This is a genomic window from Faecalibacter macacae (genome assembly GCF_003687725.1).
GTDB classification, from domain to species: domain Bacteria; phylum Bacteroidota; class Bacteroidia; order Flavobacteriales; family Weeksellaceae; genus Empedobacter; species Empedobacter macacae.
This window is the reverse complement of sequence record NZ_RDOJ01000022.1, coordinates 1-23,160: the sequence shown is the minus strand read 5'-3', so window position 1 is coordinate 23,160 and position 23,160 is coordinate 1. Positions and strand designations below refer to the sequence as shown.

Annotated in this window: 23 protein-coding genes; 12 read left to right on the top strand and 11 right to left on the bottom strand. The window is 30.5% G+C overall.

The genetic code is table 11. From position 1 onward, the window contains the following. Nucleotides 1–108: 108 nt before the first annotated feature. The gene (locus tag EAH69_RS12590) at nt 109–1,464 is read left to right on the top strand and encodes an orotate phosphoribosyltransferase (protein ID WP_121935565.1); all 1,356 of its coding nucleotides are present in this window, start codon (nt 109–111) and stop codon (nt 1,462–1,464) included. Between the two features lie 59 nt (nt 1,465–1,523). Here EAH69_RS12590 and EAH69_RS12585 read toward each other — a convergent pair whose 3' ends face one another. The 3 genes from EAH69_RS12585 to trmB form a co-directional block, all read right to left on the bottom strand. After that, nucleotides 1,524–2,018, bottom strand: coding sequence for a hypothetical protein (locus EAH69_RS12585; RefSeq protein WP_121935564.1), 495 nt, complete (start codon nt 2,016–2,018; stop codon nt 1,524–1,526). An 87-nt stretch (nt 2,019–2,105) separates the two neighbouring features. After that, nucleotides 2,106–3,566 (bottom strand): M20/M25/M40 family metallo-hydrolase, encoded by a 1,461-nt coding sequence (locus EAH69_RS12580; RefSeq protein ID WP_121935563.1) that lies wholly within the window; start codon nt 3,564–3,566, stop codon nt 2,106–2,108. 112 nt (nt 3,567–3,678) lie between these two features. Beyond that, nucleotides 3,679–4,356 carry a tRNA (guanosine(46)-N7)-methyltransferase TrmB gene (trmB, locus tag EAH69_RS12575; RefSeq protein ID WP_121935562.1) on the bottom strand — a complete coding sequence of 226 codons (678 nt, stop codon included), beginning with the start codon at nt 4,354–4,356 and terminating at the stop codon, nt 3,679–3,681. A 147-nt stretch (nt 4,357–4,503) separates the two neighbouring features. Here trmB and EAH69_RS12570 point away from each other — a divergent pair, with 147 nt between their 5' ends. Together EAH69_RS12570 and EAH69_RS12565 are read left to right on the top strand one after the other, a co-directional pair. Next, nucleotides 4,504–4,917 carry a hypothetical protein gene (locus EAH69_RS12570; RefSeq protein ID WP_121935561.1) on the top strand — a complete coding sequence of 138 codons (414 nt, stop codon included), beginning with the start codon at nt 4,504–4,506 and terminating at the stop codon, nt 4,915–4,917. A gap of 149 nt (nt 4,918–5,066) precedes the next feature. Next, nucleotides 5,067–5,564 carry a DUF6702 family protein gene (locus tag EAH69_RS12565; RefSeq protein WP_121935560.1) on the top strand — a complete coding sequence of 166 codons (498 nt, stop codon included), beginning with the start codon at nt 5,067–5,069 and terminating at the stop codon, nt 5,562–5,564. Nucleotides 5,565–5,600: 36 nt separating this feature from the next. On the opposite strand, the gene EAH69_RS12560 is transcribed toward EAH69_RS12565, so the two are convergent. After that, the gene (locus EAH69_RS12560) at nt 5,601–6,860 is read right to left on the bottom strand and encodes a D-alanyl-D-alanine carboxypeptidase/D-alanyl-D-alanine-endopeptidase (RefSeq protein ID WP_121935559.1); all 1,260 of its coding nucleotides are present in this window, start codon (nt 6,858–6,860) and stop codon (nt 5,601–5,603) included. A 16-nt stretch (nt 6,861–6,876) separates the two neighbouring features. Continuing rightward, nucleotides 6,877–7,770 (bottom strand): mechanosensitive ion channel family protein, encoded by an 894-nt coding sequence (locus EAH69_RS12555; protein WP_121935558.1) that lies wholly within the window; start codon nt 7,768–7,770, stop codon nt 6,877–6,879. 150 nt (nt 7,771–7,920) lie between these two features. On the opposite strand from EAH69_RS12555, the gene EAH69_RS12550 reads away from it, so the two are divergent. The 9 genes from EAH69_RS12550 to EAH69_RS12510 all read left to right on the top strand — a co-directional run bounded on the left by EAH69_RS12550 (nt 7,921) and on the right by EAH69_RS12510 (nt 16,464). Beyond that, the gene (locus EAH69_RS12550) at nt 7,921–9,165 is read left to right on the top strand and encodes an OmpA family protein (RefSeq protein ID WP_121935557.1); all 1,245 of its coding nucleotides are present in this window, start codon (nt 7,921–7,923) and stop codon (nt 9,163–9,165) included. A 133-nt stretch (nt 9,166–9,298) separates the two neighbouring features. Further along, on the top strand, nt 9,299–10,429 hold the full coding sequence (gene tgt, locus EAH69_RS12545; protein WP_121935556.1) for a tRNA guanosine(34) transglycosylase Tgt: 1,131 nt from the start codon (nt 9,299–9,301) through the stop codon (nt 10,427–10,429). Nucleotide 10,430: 1 nt separating this feature from the next. Continuing rightward, nucleotides 10,431–11,525, top strand: coding sequence for an LptF/LptG family permease (locus tag EAH69_RS12540; protein WP_121935555.1), 1,095 nt, complete (start codon nt 10,431–10,433; stop codon nt 11,523–11,525). Between the two features lie 217 nt (nt 11,526–11,742). After that, nucleotides 11,743–13,665 carry a threonine--tRNA ligase gene (gene thrS / locus EAH69_RS12535; RefSeq protein ID WP_121935554.1) on the top strand — a complete coding sequence of 641 codons (1,923 nt, stop codon included), beginning with the start codon at nt 11,743–11,745 and terminating at the stop codon, nt 13,663–13,665. A gap of 59 nt (nt 13,666–13,724) precedes the next feature. Further along, nucleotides 13,725–14,234: a translation initiation factor IF-3 gene (gene infC, locus EAH69_RS12530; protein ID WP_230466820.1), complete on the top strand. Its 510-nt coding sequence runs from the start codon at nt 13,725–13,727 to the stop codon at nt 14,232–14,234. A gap of 58 nt (nt 14,235–14,292) precedes the next feature. Next, nucleotides 14,293–14,490 (top strand): 50S ribosomal protein L35, encoded by a 198-nt coding sequence (gene rpmI, locus EAH69_RS12525; RefSeq protein WP_121935552.1) that lies wholly within the window; start codon nt 14,293–14,295, stop codon nt 14,488–14,490. A gap of 105 nt (nt 14,491–14,595) precedes the next feature. Further along, entirely contained in the window at nt 14,596–14,940 is a 345-nt protein-coding gene (rplT, locus tag EAH69_RS12520; protein WP_121935551.1) for a 50S ribosomal protein L20, read from the top strand. Between the two features lie 89 nt (nt 14,941–15,029). Beyond that, nucleotides 15,030–15,695 carry a phosphatase PAP2 family protein gene (locus EAH69_RS12515; protein ID WP_121935550.1) on the top strand — a complete coding sequence of 222 codons (666 nt, stop codon included), beginning with the start codon at nt 15,030–15,032 and terminating at the stop codon, nt 15,693–15,695. Next, nucleotides 15,682–16,464: a nitrilase-related carbon-nitrogen hydrolase gene (locus EAH69_RS12510; RefSeq protein ID WP_121935549.1), complete on the top strand. Its 783-nt coding sequence runs from the start codon at nt 15,682–15,684 to the stop codon at nt 16,462–16,464. Before EAH69_RS12515 ends, EAH69_RS12510 begins: the two co-directional genes overlap by 14 nt. Before the next feature lie 46 nt (nt 16,465–16,510). On the opposite strand, the gene EAH69_RS12505 is transcribed toward EAH69_RS12510, so the two are convergent. The 6 genes from EAH69_RS12505 to EAH69_RS12480 form a co-directional block, all read right to left on the bottom strand. After that, the gene (locus EAH69_RS12505; RefSeq protein ID WP_121935548.1) at nt 16,511–17,467 is read right to left on the bottom strand and encodes a hypothetical protein; all 957 of its coding nucleotides are present in this window, start codon (nt 17,465–17,467) and stop codon (nt 16,511–16,513) included. 103 nt (nt 17,468–17,570) lie between these two features. Next, nucleotides 17,571–19,190: an FAD-dependent oxidoreductase gene (locus EAH69_RS12500; protein ID WP_121935547.1), complete on the bottom strand. Its 1,620-nt coding sequence runs from the start codon at nt 19,188–19,190 to the stop codon at nt 17,571–17,573. Further along, entirely contained in the window at nt 19,168–20,694 is a 1,527-nt protein-coding gene (locus EAH69_RS12495) for a polyamine aminopropyltransferase (RefSeq protein ID WP_121935546.1), read from the bottom strand. Before EAH69_RS12495 ends, EAH69_RS12500 begins: the two co-directional genes overlap by 23 nt. Beyond that, nucleotides 20,687–20,905: a DUF350 domain-containing protein gene (locus tag EAH69_RS12490; RefSeq protein WP_121935545.1), complete on the bottom strand. Its 219-nt coding sequence runs from the start codon at nt 20,903–20,905 to the stop codon at nt 20,687–20,689. The genes EAH69_RS12495 and EAH69_RS12490 overlap by 8 nt, the downstream gene beginning before the upstream one ends. A gap of 12 nt (nt 20,906–20,917) precedes the next feature. Further along, nucleotides 20,918–22,327: a hypothetical protein gene (locus EAH69_RS12485; protein WP_121935544.1), complete on the bottom strand. Its 1,410-nt coding sequence runs from the start codon at nt 22,325–22,327 to the stop codon at nt 20,918–20,920. Nucleotides 22,328–22,330: 3 nt separating this feature from the next. Beyond that, nucleotides 22,331–22,690 (bottom strand): S-adenosylmethionine decarboxylase family protein, encoded by a 360-nt coding sequence (locus EAH69_RS12480; RefSeq protein ID WP_121935543.1) that lies wholly within the window; start codon nt 22,688–22,690, stop codon nt 22,331–22,333. Between the last annotated feature and the right edge of the window lie 470 nt (nt 22,691–23,160).

The window sequence follows — 23,160 nt, the reverse complement described above, 5'->3', positions numbered from 1 at the left end:
CGAACATTTATCAGACTTGAAACAGATATAAATAAAGATTACAAAAACTTTGCTTATAAATTAGGTAATAAATATTGAAGCAATTAACTTTGCTCAAACATTACACAAATGCAACAGCGCGAAGATTTCTTATTAAAAGCTTACGAGCTTGGAATTATTAAATTTGGAAACTTTACTTTAAAAAGTGGAATTGAATCTCCTTTCTACGTAGATTTAAGACCATTAGCTTCTAGTCCTCAATTATTAAAAACATTAGCCAATAACTTATTAGATTTAGTTGATGATGTACAATACGATTTAATCTGTGGTGTACCTTACGCAGCTTTACCAATGGCAACTACAATGAGTTTGACTTGTAACATTCCTTTAATTATTAAACGTAAGGAAAACAAAGGTTACGGAACTAAAAAGATGGTTGAAGGTGTTTTTGCTGAAGGACAATCTTGTTTATTAGTAGAAGATGTTATTACTTCTGGACAATCTTTATTAGAGACAATTGACCAAGTAGAACGCGAAGGTTTAAAAGTTAAAGATCTTGTTGTCGTTTTAGATCGTGCGCAAGGCGGAACTGATAAATTAAAAGAGCAAGGTTATAATGTAAGAACATTATTTACAATACACGAAGTAATTGATATTTTACACAAATACCACCGTTTATCTGACGATGAAGCAAAAAAAATTAAAGAATTTTTAGCTTTACCACCAGAAGCAGCTCCAGCAAAACAACGTATTGCATTAGAAGACAAGAAAATCGTTCATCCAGTAGGGAAACGTTTAGTTGAGTTAGCATTAAAAAAACAATCAAACTTAATTGCTTCAGCAGATTTAATTACAACTGAAGAAATTATTGATTTTGCTAATAAAGTTGGTGAACACATTGTCGCATTAAAATTACACTCAGATATTATTCAAGATTTCTCTGATAACTTAATTGTTGAATTAAAGAAAATCGCTCGCGAAAAAGAATTTTTATTATTCGAAGATCGTAAGTTTGGAGATATTGGAAATACGCAAGAATTACAATTCAAGAAATCGATTTACAAAATTTCTGATTGGGCAGATTTAGTAACTGTACACCCAATTGGAGGTTTAGAATCTTTAAAAGTTTTTGAAAATACAGGAGTTATCACTATTGTTGAAATGTCTTCGAAAGGAACTTTAACAGACGATTACTACTTTACAAAAGCGATTAACGTTTCGGAAGAATCAGGAAATGTATTAGGAGCTGTAGCACAACGTCAAATTCCGGATAATTTATTGTTATTTACTCCTGGAGTTAATATTTCTTCTACTGGAGACAGTAAAGGACAACAGTACAATACACCAGAGTTAGTATTTAAAAATTACCATACAGATTTTATGATCGTTGGTCGTGGAATTTATAAAGCTGTTGATGTTAAAACTGCTGCAAAAGAATACCAAACATTAGGATGGATTTCTTACTTACAAAGTTTAAATGACTAATCGAAAGATTTTATTATACATAAAAAGGAACTCAAATTGAGTTCCTTTTTTTATTTTATTTATCGTAACACCTTAGTTTCCTTAATTCCTGACTTCAAGAAAAAATCATCCAATAAATTCATTTTCTGCATACATTTATCTCCTAATGTAATTTCTTCATTACTTGTTCTAAATTGATCACAATCAAAACATATTTCAATAAATTCTAATAAATTATCATCTTTATCTAAAAATAAAATAGCATTATTAGGCATATAACATAAAGAATGCATACCTATGTTTAAATTTTTCTTATAACCGTAATTAAAAATAATATCTGTTAATTCATTTTTTTGATTGTCTTTTAAGTAAATAAACTCTTTGAATCTTTTTTTATCAAATAAAATTCTATCTTCTTTTAAGCTTCTGAAATAATCTTGCATTTCACTACCCATCACTTGCGCTCCTTTTTCTTTTGGTAAATACGTAGCTAAAACAACTTTAGCTGATATGTTATAAGGATATATTTTATTCCTTTCAGAAACAGTTAATTTATCCTGTTTTACACATGACATATTTTTATAAAATAATTTTTGTTTGTATTGACTACCACAACTTATCAGTGTAAATAACCCAATTATTATAAAACTATATTTCATCATTTATTTCAAAATAAATTTATGCGTTAATTTTTCTCCAGAGGTTGTTTCCAATAAAAGAATATAAGCTCCATTTAGTAACTGATTCAAGTTTATTTTATCGTTGTTATTTACTTGATTTTTTGTTGCAACTTTTTGTCCTGCTACATTAATAACAGTCGCAGATTTTATGGTTTGATTAGACGGGACTTCAAAACCAACATATTTTTGATTCATGTAAAATTTAGCTTTTGCTTGATCCACATTTCCTATTCCTAAAATTTCAGTTCTTTTTGCAGCTTCAACCAAGAATTCGATAGCTAATTTTGTAAACTTCGCAGCGTGCGATGGAGTTGCTCCTAAATTAGTATATGTATCTTGAGTCGTATGAATCAAATGATTTGAATCGTTAAAAGATGCCTCAAAAGGAAAAGCTGCTGGATAATTATTCATTGCCCAAGAATAATGATCTGAACAACCATAATTACATCTCGTAGTTCCGTAAGAGAATTGGTGATTTCCTATTGTATTATATTCTTCCATCAATTCAATCAAAAATAAATTTAACGTATTGTCAATAAAATAATCTGTAGCTAAATAAACATCTTGAGTTGAACCTTTATACGCAGTCATATCAAATTGGACATAACCAACAACGTTAATTCCTTCATTCGCATATGATGTTGCAATTTCATTAGAACCTACCAAGCCAATTTCTTCAGCTGCATAAGCCATAATTTCAACCGTACGTTTTGGTTTAAAGTTATTTGTTAATAAAACACGTGCTGCTTCTGTAATTGTTGCAATTCCGGATGCATTATCATCAGCACCTGGAGCAACAGCTTTATTAAAACCTGAAACTGTAGAATCTAAATGTCCACCGATTATTACATATTCAGATGGCAATTCGTTTCCATTAATCGTTAAGACAACCGATTTCATTGGTGTATTAACATGATCTACAATACGAACCGAAACATCATTTTGGCGACCAGCCGTTGCTATTATTGCTTCCCAACGTTCTTTTAAATCCTGTGCAGCAACATTTGCCTCAGCTCTAGTATGGAATCGAGTGCCGTAATTTTCTAAATGCTGAATTAATTCTTCAATATTATCTTCGTTTACATCATTCAATATCTGATTTACATACGCTTGTTCAGTAATATTATAATTTAAAACCTGTCGTGCCTCAACAACCGGACGCTGAATTAATTTATTTACTTCAGCTAGCGAAGCATGTTGTAAATATCCAGGACCGTGCGAAAGAATTTTCTGATGTAACTCGTGCGCTACTTCTGGATGAATATAAACAGAAGCCAAATTCCTATTAGTAAGTAATATATCAATTTGATTTGGATAAGATTCCTTTAATTCTTTAGCGTGCGAAGCCTCCATTGATGCGTAAACAAATTCAGATTTATCTTGTGCATTTGAAGTTATACATGCCAAAAAGCCTAAAGCTATTAAGGTAGATTTAAAATTCATACAATGTTAATTAAGCTACTAAAATACTATTTATTAACATATTAACACGTTAATAAAACAAAAAAGTCACAACCGAAGCTGTGACTTTAATCTTTTATTTTTTTAATGCAAATTAGTCTTTAAACTGAAACTTAATGTAAGTAATCGTTTTTCCTAATGCTTTAAATTTCTCTTCGTAATATGTCTGTACATCAGTAACAATAGAAGGCAATTCTCTGTTATCTGGATGATAAACATTGTGAGATGATTTAATTACTTTGTGTCCTAATAATTGAATCATTCCGTGTGTATATCCATGTAAAAATTCAGAATCTGTTTTTAAATTAACTGTTCCTTCTGGTTTTAAGATTTTATTGTAACGATCTAAAAACTCTGGATTAGTTAAACGGTGTACAGTTCTTCTGTATTTAATTTGAGGATCTGGGAAAGTAATCCAAATTTCACTTACTTCGTTTTCTGCGAAAACTTGATCGATTAATTCGATTTGTGTTCTCATAAAACCAACGTTATCTAAACCTTCTTCCAATGCAGTTTTTGCACCTCTCCAGAAACGAGCACCTTTAATATCAATACCAATAAAGTTACGATCTGCCTCACGACGAGCCATTGCTACCGTATATTCTCCTTTTCCACAACCTAATTCCAATACAATTGGGTTATCATTTTTGAAGAAATCTTTATTCCAATTCCCTTTTAACGGAAAGTTATTGACTGCTTCATCACGTGTTGGTTGAACTACATTTTCAAAAGTTTTGTTTTCGTTAAATCTTCTGATTTTATCTTTTCCCATTTCGGATTAATTAATTTGCTGCAAAATTACGAGAAAATACTGAATACTAAAAACATCCATATTTTTATAATTTAAGACAATATGATAGATGTTTTATAATAATGTAAAAAGGTTTGCTATTTTTGTAATGAATATAAATTAGAAAAAATGGATTTTATTAAACAATTTCATAGTGGTTGGGCATATTTAACAATCTTAATGGGTGTTATTTTTGTTGTATCAACTTTAGTGTATGCAGTTTCTAAAAAGGATACTGATAACGTAGTAAAGAAAATCGGATTAATTACAACAATCGCTTTCCACGTACAATTATTAGTAGGTTTAGTATACTACATCATGAAATTTTCTCAATTTGAAGGTGGAAACATCATGAAAAGTGACATTTTACGTTTAACTTTCGTAGAGCACCCAATGATGATGATTGCTTCTGTAGCGTTTATGACAGTTGCTAATGCAAAATTAAAGCGATCTACAATTGTTCCAATGTCTATTGTTATTTTTGCAGTAGTTTCTATGGCTTGTTTATTATCAAGAATTCCTTGGGCTATTTGGTTAGGATAAAACTTTAACACAATTACATATTAAAAAAGAGTATTAATAATTAATACTCTTTTATTTTTTATTTAATTTTACCCTTCTCATTAATATACTTAATCAGATAATAAATATTTATTCTACCTATTTTGGCATTAGAATTGAATTAAGTGTAAATGAAAAAAATGACTGCTAATATGAAAATTTGGAATTATATTCTTTTTTTGGTTCTTGCTGTAACATCAATTAATCTTAATGCGCAGCATCAATTTCATACATCAAATACAAATATTGATTACGAAATAGAAAGTGGAACTTTAAACATAACTGCTCGTTTATATACAAATGGTATAGAAAAAGCGATTGGTGAAAAGACTGGAAATAAATCTTCTTTTGACGCAAAACTGAAAGGATATATTAACAAAAATGTTGATATAAAAGTGAATGGAAAACCAGTAAATGTTACTTATTACGGTTTTCAAACAAACGATCAAACAACAAGAATTTATTTAAAAGCTGAAAAAATTAACGACATTTCGTCTTTAGATATAAGATTTGCTTTATTAATGGATTCATTTGAGGATCAACAAAACTTTATCAATGTTGACATCAAAAACAATAAAAAGAAATTCATTATTCGTAAAGAAAGTGAAGTCATTAAAATAAACTTCTAAAAAAACGCCTCAGAAATCTGAGGCGTTTTTTTATGCTTAAAAATTATCTCTTACTAATCGTAACAACTTTTCGTTTTCATTTCTAACCCAAGACAAATCTTTAGTTACATTATTATTCATCATACTAAATATTAATGTTTTTCCTGATTTTGTTTTTAAATAACCACTTAATGTTACTGTATTAGACAATGTTCCTGTCTTTGCATAAACATAAGGTTGAGCTGAATCTTTGTAACGATTTTTTATTGTTCCCGTTTTCCCTCCAACAGGAAAAATATTAAACAATCTATCTTCAGAAAATTCAGTATATAATTTTTCTAAAACCTGCGACATATTCTGAGGCGTAAAAAGATTATAACGCGATAAACCCGAACCATCATTCCAATTTGGTTTTTGTTTTAAATCAACCAAATATTTAGATGAAATAGTTTTTATGGTTTGAGCTGAACTTAATTTTCCGTTCATTGTACTTGATGAAAGTATTAATAAATGTTCTGCCAAAAAATTATCACTTTCTTCCATCATTTCTTTATAAATTTTATCCGATGATGCGCTATAAAATACAGTTACCGGAAATGGTAAAGGAGATTTTGTCATTTCAACAGGTTTTCCAATAATTTCTGTAATTGCGTCTTTTATTACATCTTCTTTTACAATAAAAGGAACTTTTACAGAAGAAGATCTTGCGCCAATATAAAATTGGTTATCATAAAAATCTCTTGCTTCTTGTGCTTCTTTTACAGTTGTTTTTTCTTTAAAAACTGATGGAAATGTTTTTAATGTATTTCCTGATTTTGTAATCGTAACTAAATTTTCGTTAATTGGGAATTGACTTCTTTCTGGCGAATAATTTTTTCTAAAATCATCCCAAGTCCATCCAGGAAGAAAAGATTCTTCATCAAAATTGTTCCAATGAAAAACTATTTTTGTTCCGTTGTTTTTTAAAAATTGTAAAACTTTAGGATTCTTAAATTTCGGATGCATAAAAGTAGGATCACCTGTCCCTTCTATATGCAGCTCCTCTCCTTTCATTACATATTTAAATGCCGGAATAGAATCTGATAAAGTTTTCATTGCGGCATACAACGTAAAAATTTTAGTGTTTGATGCTGGCGTAAAATATTTATTTCCATTATACGAAAAAACTTCTTTCTTCTCTTGAGGATCGTACAGATAGAACCCTACAAACTGAGTTTTATAAAAATCGCTATCTAAATGATTTTGCAATGCTTCAGTTTGTCCAAACGCCCAACTAAAAAGTAAAACAAATAGGAACTGTATTCCTTTGTATCGCATGTTTACTAAATTTTAATTAATCGTTGATAGGTAATTGATCATTTGATGAATTGCGAACAATCATTTCAGTATGTGGATAAGGAATAGAAATATTATTTTTATCTAAAGCATATTTAATGTTACGGTGTAATCGCCAATAAGCTGTCCAATAATTTTCATTTTTTATCATACAACGTACAGCTAAGTTGACACTGCTATCTGCAAATTCTAAAATCTCAACCGTCATATTTTGATCCTTTTCAACTAACTCTTCTTTTCTCAAAACTTCTAATATCACTTTTTGAGCTTCTTCAAAATCATCATCATATGAAATCCCAATATTTACATCTAAACGACGGAATTCTTTCACTGAATAATTGGTAATAGGATTATTAAATAAATTCCCATTAGGCAACGTAATCACCTGTCCTTTTGCTGTAGCTAATTTAGTATTCAAAATACTGATTGATTCTACTGTACCTTCTAATCCTTGGGAGATAATGTAGTCGCCTACTTTAAATGGTTTAAAAATGATAATTAAAATCCCAGCAGCGAAATTAGATAAAGAGCCTTGTAACGCTAAACCAACGGCTAAACCAACCCCACCAATTGCTGCGATGAAACCTGAGGCATTTAACCCTAATCGGTCCACCACAAAAATAACGATGATGACTTTTAGAACAATATTAATAATAGGAATCAAGAACGTACGAATCGAAAGATCAACATCACGTGCTATCATTCGTTTTTCAACGATTTTACGAATACGATTTGCTAACCAAAACCCAACGGTTAACGTTAGAATCGCAGAAACTAAACTCCATCCAATTTCGGATCCTTTTGTAATTAATAGGTTCGTTACATACTCCAAATCACGCAAAGGCGTTTCGATAACATCCTTTAAGCTGTCTACAGGTTCATTCTCTTGCATTTTCTTAAAATTTATTGATTAAGGTATTATTTCTCACAAAGTAGCAGAAAAAATATGAATTATAAAATCTCGACTTATAAAACTTTAAAGCAGAATATTTTGGCACAATATTAGTGAACGTAAATAATTGATAACCAAAACCTTTACACTATGTCTATTAACATTATTGACTTGGCTAAACAGTACTTAACGCCAAGCACAATTTCACACGTTTCTCAAGAAGTTGGAGAAAGTGAATCGACAGTTAGCAAAGCCATTAGCGCATTTATTCCTATTATTTTAGGAGGATTAGTAGAAAAAAATTCAAGCGCAAGTGGTTTATTACATTCATTAAAATCTTTCGGAGCATCTAAAGGATTAAATTCTTTATCTACTACAACAGAAACCTCTCCTGTATTAACAACAATTATTGATACATTATTTGGTTCTAACAAATCAACAATCATTGATAAAGTTGCATCATTTGCAGGACTTTCTTCAGGATCATCATCAAAATTATTTAACGTTGCTTCAGAAGCAATTTTAGGATCAATTGGTAAACACGCAAGTGATCATAATTTAGGTGAAGCAGAATTTTCTAGTTTATTAAATACTGGTAAATCATCGTTAATGTCATTAATACCTGCTGGTTTAGGTTTAGGATCATTAGGATTAGGAAATATTTTTGGCTCTGATAAGATTGAAACTCCAAAAGTTGAAACTTACACAAAAAGAGTTGAAGAAGAGGTAAAACCTTATGTAAGTCCATCTTATGATAACGAACCAGAGAAAAAATCAAGTATTTGGAAATGGTTATTACCATTACTACTATTATTATTAGGTGGTTATTTAATCTGGAACTTCTTGAAAAAACCAAAAACAGAGGTTGTGGATACTACAGTAAACGTAGAAAATGTTGATACTGTAACTAACGTTGCAACACCTACTGTTAGTGATATTAATCTTGATGGTGTTAACTTAAAAGGTTATTTAGGAGGTTTCGAAGAACAACTTATTTCTTTCATTAATTCTCCTGATTATACTAATTTAACGGAAGATCAATTAAAAGAAAAATGGTTCAACTTTGACAATGTAAACTTTGTTTTCGGAACTACAGATCAATTAGAAGATGGATCTAGTGTACAGTTAGATAACTTAGCACAAATTTTAAAGAAATATCCAAATGCTAAAATTAAAATTGGAGCATATACGGATAAAGTAGGTGATGATGCAAACAATAAAGCATTATCTCAGAAACGTGCTGATTTCATCAAAGCTGAATTAGGAAAATTAGGTGTTGGTGCCCAAGTTGTTGGTGCGGAAGGATACGGTGAAGAATTTGCTACTGTTGACGAAGCTGCTTCTGACGAAGATAGAGCTACTGACAGAAAAATGTCTGTAAGATTCACAAAATAATTGATTTAACATACGTTTAATTCAACTTGATATTTCTTAAATAGGAGTAATGTTATGCATTACTCCTATTTTTTTATTAAAATTTCGCTTTGTTAAAGTGTATCAACACAAACAATTAATATCTTTGCACACTATGAAATTTTCAATTGATAAAAAAGACGAATTTTCAAAGGCAAGAGCAGGTGTTTTAGAAACCGATCACGGTACAATTCAAACTCCTATCTTCATGCCTGTGGGTACAGTTGGTACAGTAAAAGCTGTTCATCAACGTGAATTAGAAGAAGATATTAAAGCGCAAATTATCTTAGGAAATACGTATCATTTATACTTACGTCCTGGAACAGATATTTTACATAAAGCTGGTGGTTTACACAAGTTCATGAACTGGTCTAAACCAATGTTAACAGATTCTGGTGGTTTTCAAGTTTTCTCATTAGCTTCTAGCCGTAAAAAATCAGAAGATGGTGTAAAATTCAAATCGCATATTGATGGTTCTTACCACATGTTTACTCCTGAAAAATCGATGGAAATCCAACGTTATATCGGAGCTGATATTTTTATGGCTTTTGACGAGTTAACAGGAATTCCTGCAAAATATCACGATGCTAAACGTGCAATGCATGTAACACACCGTTGGCTAGAACGTTGTAAAACTTGGTTAGATAATAACCCTGAATATTACGGACATAAACAATCTTTGTTCCCTATTGTTCAAGGAAACGATTTTAAAGATTTACGTAAAGAATCTGCTAAATACATTGCTGATTTTGGTGCTGATGGTAATGCTATTGGTGGTTTATCTGTAGGTGAACCAGAACCAATCATGTACGAAATGACTGATATCGTAACTGAAATCTTACCACAAGATAAACCTCGTTATTTAATGGGAGTTGGTACACCTTGGAATATTATTGAGTGTATTGCTTTGGGTGTAGATATGTTTGATTGTGTTATGCCAACACGTAACGCGCGTAATGCAATGTTATTTACATGGAATGGTGTAATCAATATTAAAAACGCAAAATGGAAAGATTGTTATGAACCATTAGATCCATCTGGTACAAGTTATGTTGATAGCTATTATACTAAAGCGTATGTACGTCACTTATTTAACGCCGGTGAATCTTTAGGTAAACAAATTGCATCTATTCACAACTTAGCCTTTTATTTAGATTTGGTTAGAGTTGCCAGAGAACATATCTTAGCAGGAGATTTCGCACAATGGAAAGAACAAATTGTTCCTCAATTAAAACAACGTCTGTAGTTTGAAAATTCTTGATAAATACATAGCTCGAAACTTTATTGGTACGTTTATCTTCATGGTACTGATTCTAGTATCTATTGCAATTGTCATAGATCTAAGTCAGAAACTTGCTCGTATCAACGATAGTGGTTCAACTGCAACAGAAGCTATTTTATACTTCTATCCTTTTTGGGGTATTTGGTTAGTAAATACTTTTTTACCTGTTGCCGTTTTCATTTCTGTAATCTATTTCACTTCTCGTTTAACTGATCAAACAGAAATTGTAAGTGTACTAGCAGGTGGTATTAGTTTTTACCGATTTACGCTTCCTTATATTTGGGTCGCTTTATTCCTTGCTGGATCTGCAATGTTAATGAACAACTTGGTTTTACCTTGGGCTAATATCAAGAAAAATACCTATCAATACGAGCATTTACTAAACTCGCGAGATCGGGAAGATTACTACAAAAGACAACGTGTTGGTTCACAAATATCAGCTAATGAATTTGTTTTTATCGATAGTTATGACCGAATTGAGAAATTAGGTAATTCTTTCACTTATCAAAAATTTGATTCAGTTGTTTTAAAAGAACAAGTAATTGCCTCGGCTTTTGATTGGAACGAAAAAGAAAAGGTATATGATTTAAGAAATGTATACATCAGAACGATTAATCCTGATCATACAGAAAAATTAGAATACCATCCTTCTTTAAAAAGAAAACTTCCGGCAACGCCTGACGAAATTTTACCAGAAGGTTATGTTGCTGAAACAATGAATACAGTAGAGTTGAAAAACTTTATTGATAGTCAAAAAGCAAAAGGATCTGCAAATGTTAATGCATACCAGAACGAGTTAAATGCTCGTATAGCTAATCCATTTTCAACATTTATTCTTACCATTTTAGCCTTATCGCTATCATCTACAAAAAGACGTGGAGGAATCGGAATTAATTTAGCAGTTGGTATTACATTGGCCTTTGTTTACATTTTCTTCTCTCAGATTACATCAACATTCTCCGAGAAAGGCTATGTTTCTCCATTCATTGCTGCTTGGATTCCTAACATATGTTTCGGTGTATTAACTTTATACTTATATTTAAAAAGAGCAAGATCATAAAATCTTATTCAAAATATTTAAAAATCCTGTTCCTGATCGAACAGGATTTTTTTATTTCATAACATCATGAAAAATAGAGTCCTTAATCAAAAAATAAGACCTCAAAAATCGATCCCAACAAATTTCTGATAATTCATATAAAATCAATTATTTAAAAATTTTTAATGCTTACATATAATTCGTAATTTTGCACTTTAATTAATCGTATATAGGAACAATGATAAATGTATCTCTTCCTGATGGAAGCGTAAGACAGTATGAAAGTGGCATTACTCCAATGGGAGTAGCTCAAAGCATTAGCGAAGGATTAGCGCGTAATGTAATTTCGGCATTAGTAAATGATAAACAAGTAGAGGTTTCAACCCCTATTACCGAAGATGCTACGATCAAATTATTAACCTGGAACGATGATTTAGGTAAACAAGCTTTTTGGCACTCATCTGCTCACTTATTAGCACAGGCAATCGTAGAATTTTATCCAAATGCTAAATTAACTATCGGACCATCAATCGAAAATGGTTTCTACTATGATGTTGATTTTGGTGATGAAAAATTTGGAGAAGCTGACTTTGCTAAGGTTGAAAAAGCAATGTTAGAAAATGCTAAAAAGAAAGCAGAATTTAGATTATACCCTGTATCTAAAGCTGAAGCATTAGAAACTTATAAAGACAACGAGTACAAAACAGAGTTAATCTCTAACTTAACAGACGGAGAAATCACATTTTGTACACACGATAACTTCACAGACTTATGTCGTGGAGGACACATCCCACACACAGGAATTGTTAAAGCAGCGAAAATTTTAAGCGTTGCTGGTGCATACTGGAGAGGAGATGAAAAAAATAAAATGTTAACTCGTGTTTACGGAATTACATTCCCAAAACAAAAAGATTTAACGGATTATTTAACTTTATTAGAAGAAGCTAAAAAACGTGATCACCGTAAATTAGGAAAAGAATTAGGTTTCTTTGCTTTCTCTGAAAAAGTAGGACAAGGTTTACCATTATGGTTACCAAAAGGAGCTGCTTTAAGAAGAAAATTAGAAAACTTCTTATTAAAACAACAAACTCGTTTAGGATACGAAATGGTTGTAACTCCACACATCGGTCAAAAAGAATTATATGTAACTTCTGGTCACTATGCTAAATATGGAGCGGATTCATTCCAACCTATTTACACACCAAACGAAGGTGAAGAATTCTTATTAAAACCAATGAACTGTCCACACCACTGTGAGATTTACAAAACTTCACAATGGTCTTACCGTGATTTACCAAAACGTTTTGCTGAATTCGGTACAGTTTACCGTTACGAGCAATCTGGTGAATTACATGGTTTAACTCGTGTTCGTGGATTTACTCAGGATGATGCTCACATTTTCTGTACTCCAGATCAATTATTAGAAGAGTTTAAAAAAGTAATTGACTTAGTATTATTCGTTTTCAGAAACTTAGGATTTGATAACTATTCAGCTCAAATCTCTTTACGTGATCCTGAAAACAAAGAAAAATACATTGGTAGCGATGAAAACTGGGCTAAAGCTGAACAAGCAATTATTGTAGCTGCAGAAGAAAAAGGTTTACCAACTGTTGTTGAATATGGTGAAGCTGCTTTCTATGGACCTAAATTAGACTTTATGGTAAAAGACGCTTTAGGACGTAAATGGCAATTAGGAACAATCCAAGTAGATTACAACTTACCAGAACGTTTCGATTTAACATACATTGGATCTGACAATGAAAAACACAGACCAGTAATGATTCACCGTGCACCATTCGGTTCTATGGAGCGTTTCATTGCTATCTTGTTAGAAAATACAGCAGGTGATTTACCATTATGGTTAACTCCAGACTTATACACTATTTTACCAATTAGTGAAAAATATGTGGAATATGGAGAAAAAGTATTAAATTTGCTGGCTGAAGAGGAAATTAACGGATTGATTGACAGTAGAAATGAGAAAACTGGAAAGAAAATTCGTGATGCCGAAATGAAGAAGATTCCTTTCATGTTAGTGATCGGTGAAAAAGAAGCCGAAAACGGTACAGTTTCTGTACGTAAACATGGAGAGGGTGACTTAGGTGAAATGACAGTAGAGCAATTTACTCAGTTCATCAAAGAAGAAACAAAATTAAAATAATTTAAAAACAGAATACTATCGCAATTAGAAGAAAAGGCGGCAGAGGACCAGCCAGAGTAATTAAGGAAGATCAACACAAGATCAATGATAAGATTGACGCGCAAGAAGTGCGTGTTGTTGGAGAAGGTATAGAGGCTGGTGTTTACCCAATCGCTAAAGCTTTAGAGTTAGCTCAAGAGCAGAATTTGGATTTGGTAATGATCAGTGAAAAAGCCATCCCACCTGTTTGTCGTATCGTAGAGTACAAAAAGTTCTTATACGAGCAAAAAAAGAAAGAGAAAGAACTTAAAACTAAACAACAAAAAGTTGTTGTGAAGGAAATTCGTTTCGGTCCTCAAACTGATGATCACGATTACGAATTCAAAAAACGTCACGCTAAAGCTTTCTTAGAAGAGGGATCTAAATTAAAAGCCTACGTTTTCTTTAAAGGACGTTCGATTATCTTTAAAGATCAAGGTGAGATCTTATTATTACGTTTAGCTCAAGAACTTGAAGAAGTTGGAAAAGTTGAACAAATGCCTAAATTAGAAGGTAAAAGAATGATTATGATGATGGGACCTAAAAAATAATTTTAGGTTTCATCTCAAAAAATATAAAACGTTTTAATTTTAAATACAATTTGTAATCATGCCAAAATTAAAAACAAAATCTGGAGCGAAAAAACGTTTCAAATTAACAGGAACTGGTAAAATTAAAAGAAAACACGCTTTTAAAAGCCACATCTTAACTAAAAAAGAGACTAAACAAAAACGTAACTTAACTCAAACTGGTTTAGTTGACAAAGCTGATGTTAAGTCTGTAATGTCTCAATTAGCTTTAAGATAATCCAAAAATAAGAGAAATCTTATTGGTTTATTAATTCATTATTAACCCTGTTGTTGGGCCTATTTAAGTAGAGTAATCTCGCCCACATCAAAAAAATTAAAAATTATGCCAAGATCAGTAAATGCTGTAGCGTCTAGAGCGCGTAGAAAAAGAGTTTTAAAACTTGCAAAAGGATATTTCGGAAGACGTAAAAACGTTTGGACTGTTGCTAAAAATGCAGTAGAAAAAGGTTTAGTATACGCTTACCGTGATAGACGTCAAAAGAAAAGAAATTTCCGTGCGTTATGGATTCAAAGAATTAACGCAGGTGCTAGATTACACGGAATGTCTTATTCTCAATTCATGGGAGCTACTAAAAAAGCAGGTATCGAATTAAACCGTAAAGTTTTAGCGGATTTAGCGATGAACCACTCAGAAGCTTTCAAAGCAATCGTAGAAAAAGTAAAATAATTTAACTATATTATTAAAACGTTTTAAAACTTGGCTTTTGCCAAGTTTTTTTTTATTTCTAATTTTGATACAATTCCAATCAAAATTATATGGACTCTAAAGACCTAATTCAGAGAATCTGGCCATTTTTCATCATTTTCTTTTGTTACAATTTTATTGCATTAGCAATGACGCAATATTTTGGTCGAGACGATTTACACTTAATAGTAAATCAATACCACACACCTTTTCTAGATACTTTCTTTAAATATTACACCGACTATGGTACAACTGGTTTCATAATACTACTTGTAGCTTATATTGTATATAAATCTAATTGGATAACTTTAGGTTACGCTTTACTAACAGAAGGTATCGCATCCTTACTAAATGTATTTGTAAAAAAAACATACTTCAAACACGTACATCGACCATCATATTATTTCAATCAAAAAAATATTGATTTATATATGATTGAAGGCGAACGTTTACAAATCCCATATACTTTTCCATCCGGGCATACATTATTAGCCGTAATTATTGCAATGACATTATGTACGATGACCAAAAATAGATTCTTACAAATCATCTTTTCCTTACATTTTCCATTAATTGCATTTAGTCGAATTTATCTTTCAAAACATTTTGCAATAGATACGATTGGTGGAGCAATGGTTGGATTCTTTGCTTTTATTTTAGTATATTATATCCTAAATAATTGCAATAAAGATTTTCTTTATAAATCAATAATTAAACGCAAAAATGCAGCAGGATAATCAAATGAAAATAAGTTTAATCCAATATGATGTAATTTGGGAAGATGCCAAAGCTAATCATGATTATTTAGATCAACTTTTAGAAAATCACGAAACAGATTTAATTCTTTTACCTGAAATGTTTGCATCAGGATTTTCAATGAGTGTTGAAAAAATTGGTGAAAAACCTTTTGGACCCACCTTCGAATGGATGGAAAAGAAGGCGAAAAAATTAAATTGTGCCATTGCAGGAAGTGTTTCTACTTTAGAAAATGATAAATACTTTAATCGTTTTTATTTTGTAACACCTAATAGCGGAATTTACATTTACGATAAAAAACACCTATTTTCTTACGGTAAAGAAGCTACAGTTTATTCAGCAGGAGATAAAATTGTAACCATTGATTACAAAGGTTGGCAAATTCGACCTATCGTTTGTTACGATTTACGCTTCCCAGTTTGGATTCGTAATACGGAAGAAAATCCTTACGATTTATTATTATGCAATGCTAGTTGGCCAAAAGCACGTCGAGAAGCTTGGATTTCGCTTTTAAAAGCACGAGCAATAGAAAATATGGCTTACGTTGCAGGAGTCAATAGAACAGGCGTAGATGGCTATGATTTGGAATATAAAGGCGATTCACATTTGTTTGATACATTGGGTGAAGATTTGAATGTTATCAATAATCATCCTGAGATTTTACAATTCGAAATTGATAAAGAAAAACAAGATAAAACACGCAAACATTTTAATTTCTTAAATGATCGCGATTCGTTTTATTTTGGATAGAACAAAAAATGCCTTTCTATCAAAGAATGGCATTTTTATTTTATTATCATTTTTGACAAAAATCTAACAAATAATTTCGAACTCTAAAATCTGTTATATCACCTACATTTTTAAAAGAAATACAAGCTTCATCTATTCTATTTTGAGCTAAAAAAGACACACCTAATCTTATGTAATTATCGTCTTTAAATTTATTAAAACGATTAGGCTTAATCTTTAATTTTGTAAACTCATCATACAAATCAATTATATTAATAAATTCATTTTTATAATAATAACGATCTATTTGAGCACTTATCTCAAACAATCTTTTCTCATCTTTATTAGTTAATTCTGGATATGAAGTAATAGATACGCCTGTATAACGTAACAAAACATCTTTATCTGTTGTATTTTTGAAATATTTTGAAGCTTTTTTAAATCTTTCGATATAATCATTATCAGCTAAATTATTTTCAGAATTTATGATCTTAAAATCTTTAATTTTATTATCGACAGTCAAAATATACTCAAATTGTAATGGCAAACTATCCGGATTGATAATATTTCTCTTATCTGAATTAGAATTACCATTTAATAAAATAAAAAAATCATAAGTTAGATCATGATTAAAATCGTAAGCTGAAATTCCATTATCTAAATAAACCTTTCTATCATTATAGTCAATTTCTTTAAGAGAAAATTCGGGAAATCTTTTAATAAAATCATCAATTTTTAAAAAATAATTAGTCGTATGACCTTTGATTTCTTTTGTAATAAGATAATTTTCTTTAATAGTATAAGTGAATTCAGGATAATTCTTATCAGATAAATTTATAATATTTTCCTTAAATTTAGGTTTAAATAATTGTCCATTAATTTTAAAAGAATTTTTATCAATTTGATAAATCATTTTTTTACTGTAATCAGAATTATTTATATCTAAACGAGTGTTGTTATTATTTAATGTCCTAACTAATATCCATTTACCAATTAATTCAGTAGGCTGAGCGTTAAGAATCATAAAAAAGAAAATATAAAAAAAACAAGTGAATCTTAATTTCATTAGGTGATTAATTGATAATTTAACAATACCTTATAACAGAAATGAAACAAAAATAGTATAATTATTTATAGAAAATTTCCAACACTTCATCAGCAGTATCCAAACCTTGATAAAAAGCTTCTTCAAAAATCGAGATACCACTTAGATCTGAATGTGCAAAGAAAATTTGATTGTTGATGTTTTTCTTTAAATCAGATTTTTCTTTTGAGAATAAAAATCCCTTTGTTGGACTAATCATTCCATGCCCACGACGATAGATTTCGATGGATTCAATATGTTCCTCTATCTCGTAATGCGCTTTTGATAAATCTTCGATGATAATTTTTTTCCAATCTTCATCTTTCATATCATACATTTTACGTCTTAATTGATTCAAATCTTCGCCTTCCAAACTATGAAAATAGGTAATTACAAAAGGAGATTTAAATTGTTCTAACGATTGATGTTGTGCATAAATATAACCTAAACCTGTTCCATTATGTATCACATTATCCCAAGCCAATGGAGCTCCGTCTGCGAGAGGAAAACGCTTCAAAACAATTGTTGCGATAATCCAAGGCGCATAATTAAAAGATTTTGTCGCTTTTTTACGTTCAGGTAATAAATATTGATTAACAAATTGAGGCGCACAATTCACGACTATTTTTGCCTTTATTATTTTGGATTGATTATTCTTTTCATCAAAAACTAGCACTTCTACTCCATCAGAATTAGAATTGATTTGATAAACGAGATGATTGTTTAAAACTTTACCATCCACATATTTTTTGAGATGATTAGCTAAACGTTGATTACCTTCTTGCCACGTCAAAACTAAACCATCATAAGCTTTAAAATCATGTTTTCTGGCTGCGAAATAATGAATTCCAGCAAAAGCCGAAGTTTGTTTAATTCCTGTCCCGTAATCATCACGACAACAATAATTCACGTATGTAAAAAGATTTTTTGAAGTGAATTGTTCTTGTTGTAACCATTCTTCCATCGTTAAATGATTCAATCCAAAAAATGAATGTTGCTTCGAAGCATTTCTCAAAGGAATATCAAAAATATATAAATCATCTTCTCCTTTTAAAAAGGTAAAATCATTCATTTTTTTTAAAAATAAATCAAATTCATCTTTCTCCTTTTGATTTAATCCATAACGAGGAATCAATCCTTCTTGCCAATAATTTTTAATAAAAAGACGTTCGTGAGGCGCGTAGGTTAATTGTTCTTCATCAAAAATAGGTTGATTGTTTTCGTCAAAATCTCGAATTATTTTTTCTTCTTTCAAAAATTCTAACAATTCATGATTCGATGCATTCGGAATTGGTAAATAATGTGCACCCAACGGAAATTTAGCATATTTATTTTCTCCACCTGTTGAATTTCCTCCAACTTGATCTTCTAATTCAAGTAACAAAAAATCATTGAAACCTTTTTTAGTAAATTGGCGAGCAGCAGATAATCCAGTTATTCCACCACCAATGATTAGAACCGGAATTTCTATTTCTGATGTTGATTTAGGAAAATTAGGAAAACGAAGACGATGTCCTAAAATATGATTCGTTCCTGTTAATTTCAAAAACAAATCATTTCCTTTCTTTTTACACGCATTTAAAAAAGTTAAACCGATTGTAAATAGTGCCGATTGTTTGATAAAATCTCGGCGCGACCAATTAGATTTTACTCCATTCTTCATCAAAATAACGTACTAAAATTTGATTATCTAATCGGTTAATTTCAACTTCTCGTGGTGCAATATCTTCAGGAAAATCAGTTAATTTTTTAAAATCGTAATCGTAATATTTCAATCCATCAACTTTATTTACTACTCGATTCAGGTTAATCTTCATTTCTGACGAAAATAAAGTAAATCCCCACTCACCAAAAGATGGAACATACGTATGATATGCCTGATTATTTGGGTAGATTGAACCTATCGTTTCATTCACACACCAAAAAGATTTTGGAGCAAAATAAGGTGAAGTTGTTTGCACAGAAACTACCGCTTGTGAATCTAAACTTTGCATCAAACTACGATAAAAAGTCGTTGTATATAATTTTCCTAAACTATAATTAGAAGGATCTGGAAAATCGATTATCATCACATCAAACTGTTTGGTATTATTTTTAATCCAGATAAATGCATCGGTATTGATAATTGTTGTGCGTGGATCGTTTAAGGAGTTCTTATTGTAATCGACTAAAATTTCATTGGTTTTAAAAAGATTCGTCATTCCTTCATCCAAATCAACCAATGTAATTTCTTTTACATTAGGATATTTGTAAACTTCTCGCGCAGCCAAACCATCGCCTCCACCTAAAATTAAAATACGCTCCGGATTTTTTGCTGCAGCCATTGCTGGATGAACTAAAACTTCGTGGTAACGGTATTCGTCTTTTGTATTAAACTGTAAATTATTATTCAAAAACAGTTGATAATTACCTTTATTTTCAGTTAAAACGATGCGTTGATACGTTGTAGAATGTTCATAAATGATACGATTGGCATACAATTGATTTTCTGAAAACTTTAAAATATCATTCGAATAAATCAAAAGAACAATTAAAATCAATAAACTTCCAAAAGATTTTAATTTCAGTTGTTTTGGTTTTACTAAATCATCTTTCAAATAAAAACATAAAACAATTCCGACCAAAGTATTTATAATTCCGAAAAACAAAGATGTTCCCATTACTCCTAATTTTGGCAAAAGCAAAATAGGAAACAGTACGGATGCGATTAGAGCACCGATATAATCGAAGGTAAAAACATTAGAAACTAATTCGCGAAATTCAACTCGATCCTTTAAAATACTCATTAACAAAGGAATTTCCATTCCAGCTAAACATCCTGTTAAGAAAACAAAAAAGTAAAGTAAAAACTGAAAATGTTCGACATGCTGAAAAAGTAGGAACAAAATTACCGCACTCGAACCACCTATAATTCCGATTAATAATTCGATTTCGATGAAACGATCAAATAAATTTTTCTTGATGAATTTGGCTAAATATGAACCAACACCCATCGAGAAAAGATAAATTCCAATGACAAACGAAAACTGACGAACCGAATCTCCTAATAAATAACTTGCCAACGCACCTGCGACTAATTCGTAAATCAGTCCACAAGTCGAAATGATAAAAACAGCAACAAGGAGAAATATTTCGAAATGTTTTCGTTTCGTTATTTTTTTATCCATGAATGGCGGCTGCAATAATAATAGAAATTCCTAAAATCATAGCTCCAAAAACGATTGCCAAAGCCATGTTTTTATTTTCTACAATTTCTTTCCAAGATTTCTCTGGCGTTAATCGTTCCATGATCCAATAAGCTACTAATAAAACTGTAACTCCGATAATTGAATAAATAACTGACGCAATAATGCCTTTATAAAATAATTCTAATTCCATAGTATTTGATTTTTATTTGTGTCCTGATCCATCCGAACTATAACTTCTGTAATAATGCGTACGTGATCCTGTATATGTATGATCTTCTAAATAATTAAGTGAGGTTGAAGTAGTACATTCTTCCAAGTAATTGCTGTAAACGGTATAAGCAGTAAAAATTAATAAGCCTCCGATAATGATGTATTTTAAATTAAATAACTTTAAAATATCGTCGTAAGAAACGTGAGTCAAATTACTGTAAAAAGGAGATCCATCATTTAAAAATTTGTTATTGTAAATTAGATATCCTGCAAAAAACAAAATCCCTAAAGCTATAATTAATGAAAAATAGTTAATATCTCCATGCACCAATCGATAATCAATATCATAATTTATTGGCTCTTGTAAATTAGAACTTGTTTCGAAAACCATGTGATACGTTCCGGCAGGAATTTTACAAAATTCGACCGTTACACCACTCGCATAATTAATGTTGTTATCATAATGAACTAACATTTTAGATTCTCTAACCTCGTTAGTTTTCTCGTTTACCAACTTTACCCAAAGATTTAATTCTTTGTTATTAGTTTCAGAAATACCATCAAAAACTAACTTTTTAGTAGTTCCTCCAAGCGAAAAACTTTGTCCAATAAATTGATTTGTTGTTTCTGCAGAAGTAAATTTCTCGTCAAAACTCACTTTTTGTTTTCGTAAATTATTAAAATTAACTAACATGAAAAGTGAAACTAATACAATTGCAACGAGCCCAAATAATTTAAAAAATAGTAACTGAGCTTCTGTTCCTATATAACTAACAGATTTTGCATTTTGGAAAAATAAACGAAATTGATCAATAGATAAATAAGCACCCGAATAATATTCTTTATTTCCATCAATATGTTCTTCCGAAATAAATTTATTATCGTTATAGGAATGGATATATGTATTATTTGTAGTTGCTCCAGTTAAATCTTCAAATACAAAACCGACTGCATTTTCTACTTTACATTGATCAATATATTCTAACTTATATTTATGTCTCGAAAATTTTACGGTGTTCTCGTCTATAATTTCTAAATCTTTTTCTTCAATTAATTGTAACTGACTAAAATAATCATAGGCATGAGAAAAATAAATATCTTCGTCATTATCAGATAAACCAACATACTCAAAATGTATTGTACCAGAATCATCTCTACGTTCTATTATCGTAATAATTCTGTACGTTTTATTCTTTACACGTATTTTTTCGTTTAATTCTGTAACTACATTTTTAGATAAATCCGAGAATTTCTTTTCAAACGTGAAATCCGAATCAAGAATTAAACCTTTATAATCAGTTTTATAATATCTATGACAAGAAGGGCAAACATAACCTTTGTAGTCTTTTACTTCTACACTAAACTGTTGATCATGCTTACAATTCGGACAAACTATATTCATAGCTTAACGATTAACCAAAGTTTCATTTAAAACATCTGCTTTAAAATATTCTTTGAAGGCATAACCAATTTTAAGTACTTTATCCGAATTATCTTTTAAATAATTACATAAGTATATATCCAAAGTTAATTGATTAAATTCTGGCCATGTATGGATGCAAATATGTGATTCCATTAAGCAAATCGCAGCAGTAAAACCATCGGTATCGAATTGATGTGACGAAATTCCTACAATTTTTAAATCCTCTAATCGAATTAATTCTTCTGAAAAGGCAAGAAAACTCTCTAATGAAGTTAATAAGCTTACATCATCAACTTTTAAAGTCAATAATTGATGTAAACCAGGAGAGTAATTATGATTCATTATTTCTTATAGTGTTTATTGACCAAAAATAACAAATATATTATAGATGAAAAATTATTAAGGGCGTTCCCTCGCTTTTAGTTTTAATAACATTAATGTCACTCCAATCTTAACGAAGATTATTTTCACGAAATATATTAACTATTCCATCGCTCGGTCGGGCTATCCGTTCCAATCTTTGCTTTTACATAAATTTATCAAGCAAAATTATCATCTATTTTCATCATGAGCTTGTCGAAGGATCTAAGATAAAAAGCAAAGGATTTCCACTGCTATCCCTAACGCGTTTTATATTATACGTTATGCAAAAATAACAAGCCTTGTCACTTCGAGCATGTAGAGAAGTCTTTTATTTCTATAAACGACTTTAGCCAGTTCGAATATTTAAAAAACAAATTATAAAAAACGTCATCCTGATTTCTATGACAAAACCAAGTTATTTTTATAAATATTTTGATTTTTAATTAGTG

Coding starts and splice junctions, on each gene's coding strand:
- EAH69_RS12565 (WP_121935560.1), top strand. CDS start 5,067: ATGAAAAAAATGACTGCTAATATGAAAATTTGGAATTATATTCTTTTT.
- EAH69_RS12580 (WP_121935563.1), bottom strand. CDS start 3,566: ATGAATTTTAAATCTACCTTAATAGCTTTAGGCTTTTTGGCATGTATA.
- EAH69_RS12505 (WP_121935548.1), bottom strand. CDS start 17,467: ATGATTCTTAACGCTCAGCCTACTGAATTAATTGGTAAATGGATATTA.
- rplT (WP_121935551.1), top strand. CDS start 14,596: ATGCCAAGATCAGTAAATGCTGTAGCGTCTAGAGCGCGTAGAAAAAGA.
- EAH69_RS12585 (WP_121935564.1), bottom strand. CDS start 2,018: ATGTCATGTGTAAAACAGGATAAATTAACTGTTTCTGAAAGGAATAAA.
- EAH69_RS12570 (WP_121935561.1), top strand. CDS start 4,504: ATGGATTTTATTAAACAATTTCATAGTGGTTGGGCATATTTAACAATC.
- EAH69_RS12560 (WP_121935559.1), bottom strand. CDS start 6,860: ATGCGATACAAAGGAATACAGTTCCTATTTGTTTTACTTTTTAGTTGG.
- thrS (WP_121935554.1), top strand. CDS start 11,743: ATGATAAATGTATCTCTTCCTGATGGAAGCGTAAGACAGTATGAAAGT.
- trmB (WP_121935562.1), bottom strand. CDS start 4,356: ATGGGAAAAGATAAAATCAGAAGATTTAACGAAAACAAAACTTTTGAA.
- EAH69_RS12500 (WP_121935547.1), bottom strand. CDS start 19,190: ATGAAGAATGGAGTAAAATCTAATTGGTCGCGCCGAGATTTTATCAAA.
- EAH69_RS12515 (WP_121935550.1), top strand. CDS start 15,030: ATGGACTCTAAAGACCTAATTCAGAGAATCTGGCCATTTTTCATCATT.
- EAH69_RS12590 (WP_121935565.1), top strand. CDS start 109: ATGCAACAGCGCGAAGATTTCTTATTAAAAGCTTACGAGCTTGGAATT.
- EAH69_RS12490 (WP_121935545.1), bottom strand. CDS start 20,905: ATGGAATTAGAATTATTTTATAAAGGCATTATTGCGTCAGTTATTTAT.
- EAH69_RS12510 (WP_121935549.1), top strand. CDS start 15,682: ATGCAGCAGGATAATCAAATGAAAATAAGTTTAATCCAATATGATGTA.
- EAH69_RS12495 (WP_121935546.1), bottom strand. CDS start 20,694: ATGGATAAAAAAATAACGAAACGAAAACATTTCGAAATATTTCTCCTT.
- rpmI (WP_121935552.1), top strand. CDS start 14,293: ATGCCAAAATTAAAAACAAAATCTGGAGCGAAAAAACGTTTCAAATTA.
- EAH69_RS12555 (WP_121935558.1), bottom strand. CDS start 7,770: ATGCAAGAGAATGAACCTGTAGACAGCTTAAAGGATGTTATCGAAACG.
- tgt (WP_121935556.1), top strand. CDS start 9,299: ATGAAATTTTCAATTGATAAAAAAGACGAATTTTCAAAGGCAAGAGCA.
- EAH69_RS12480 (WP_121935543.1), bottom strand. CDS start 22,690: ATGAATCATAATTACTCTCCTGGTTTACATCAATTATTGACTTTAAAA.
- EAH69_RS12550 (WP_121935557.1), top strand. CDS start 7,921: ATGTCTATTAACATTATTGACTTGGCTAAACAGTACTTAACGCCAAGC.
- EAH69_RS12485 (WP_121935544.1), bottom strand. CDS start 22,327: ATGAATATAGTTTGTCCGAATTGTAAGCATGATCAACAGTTTAGTGTA.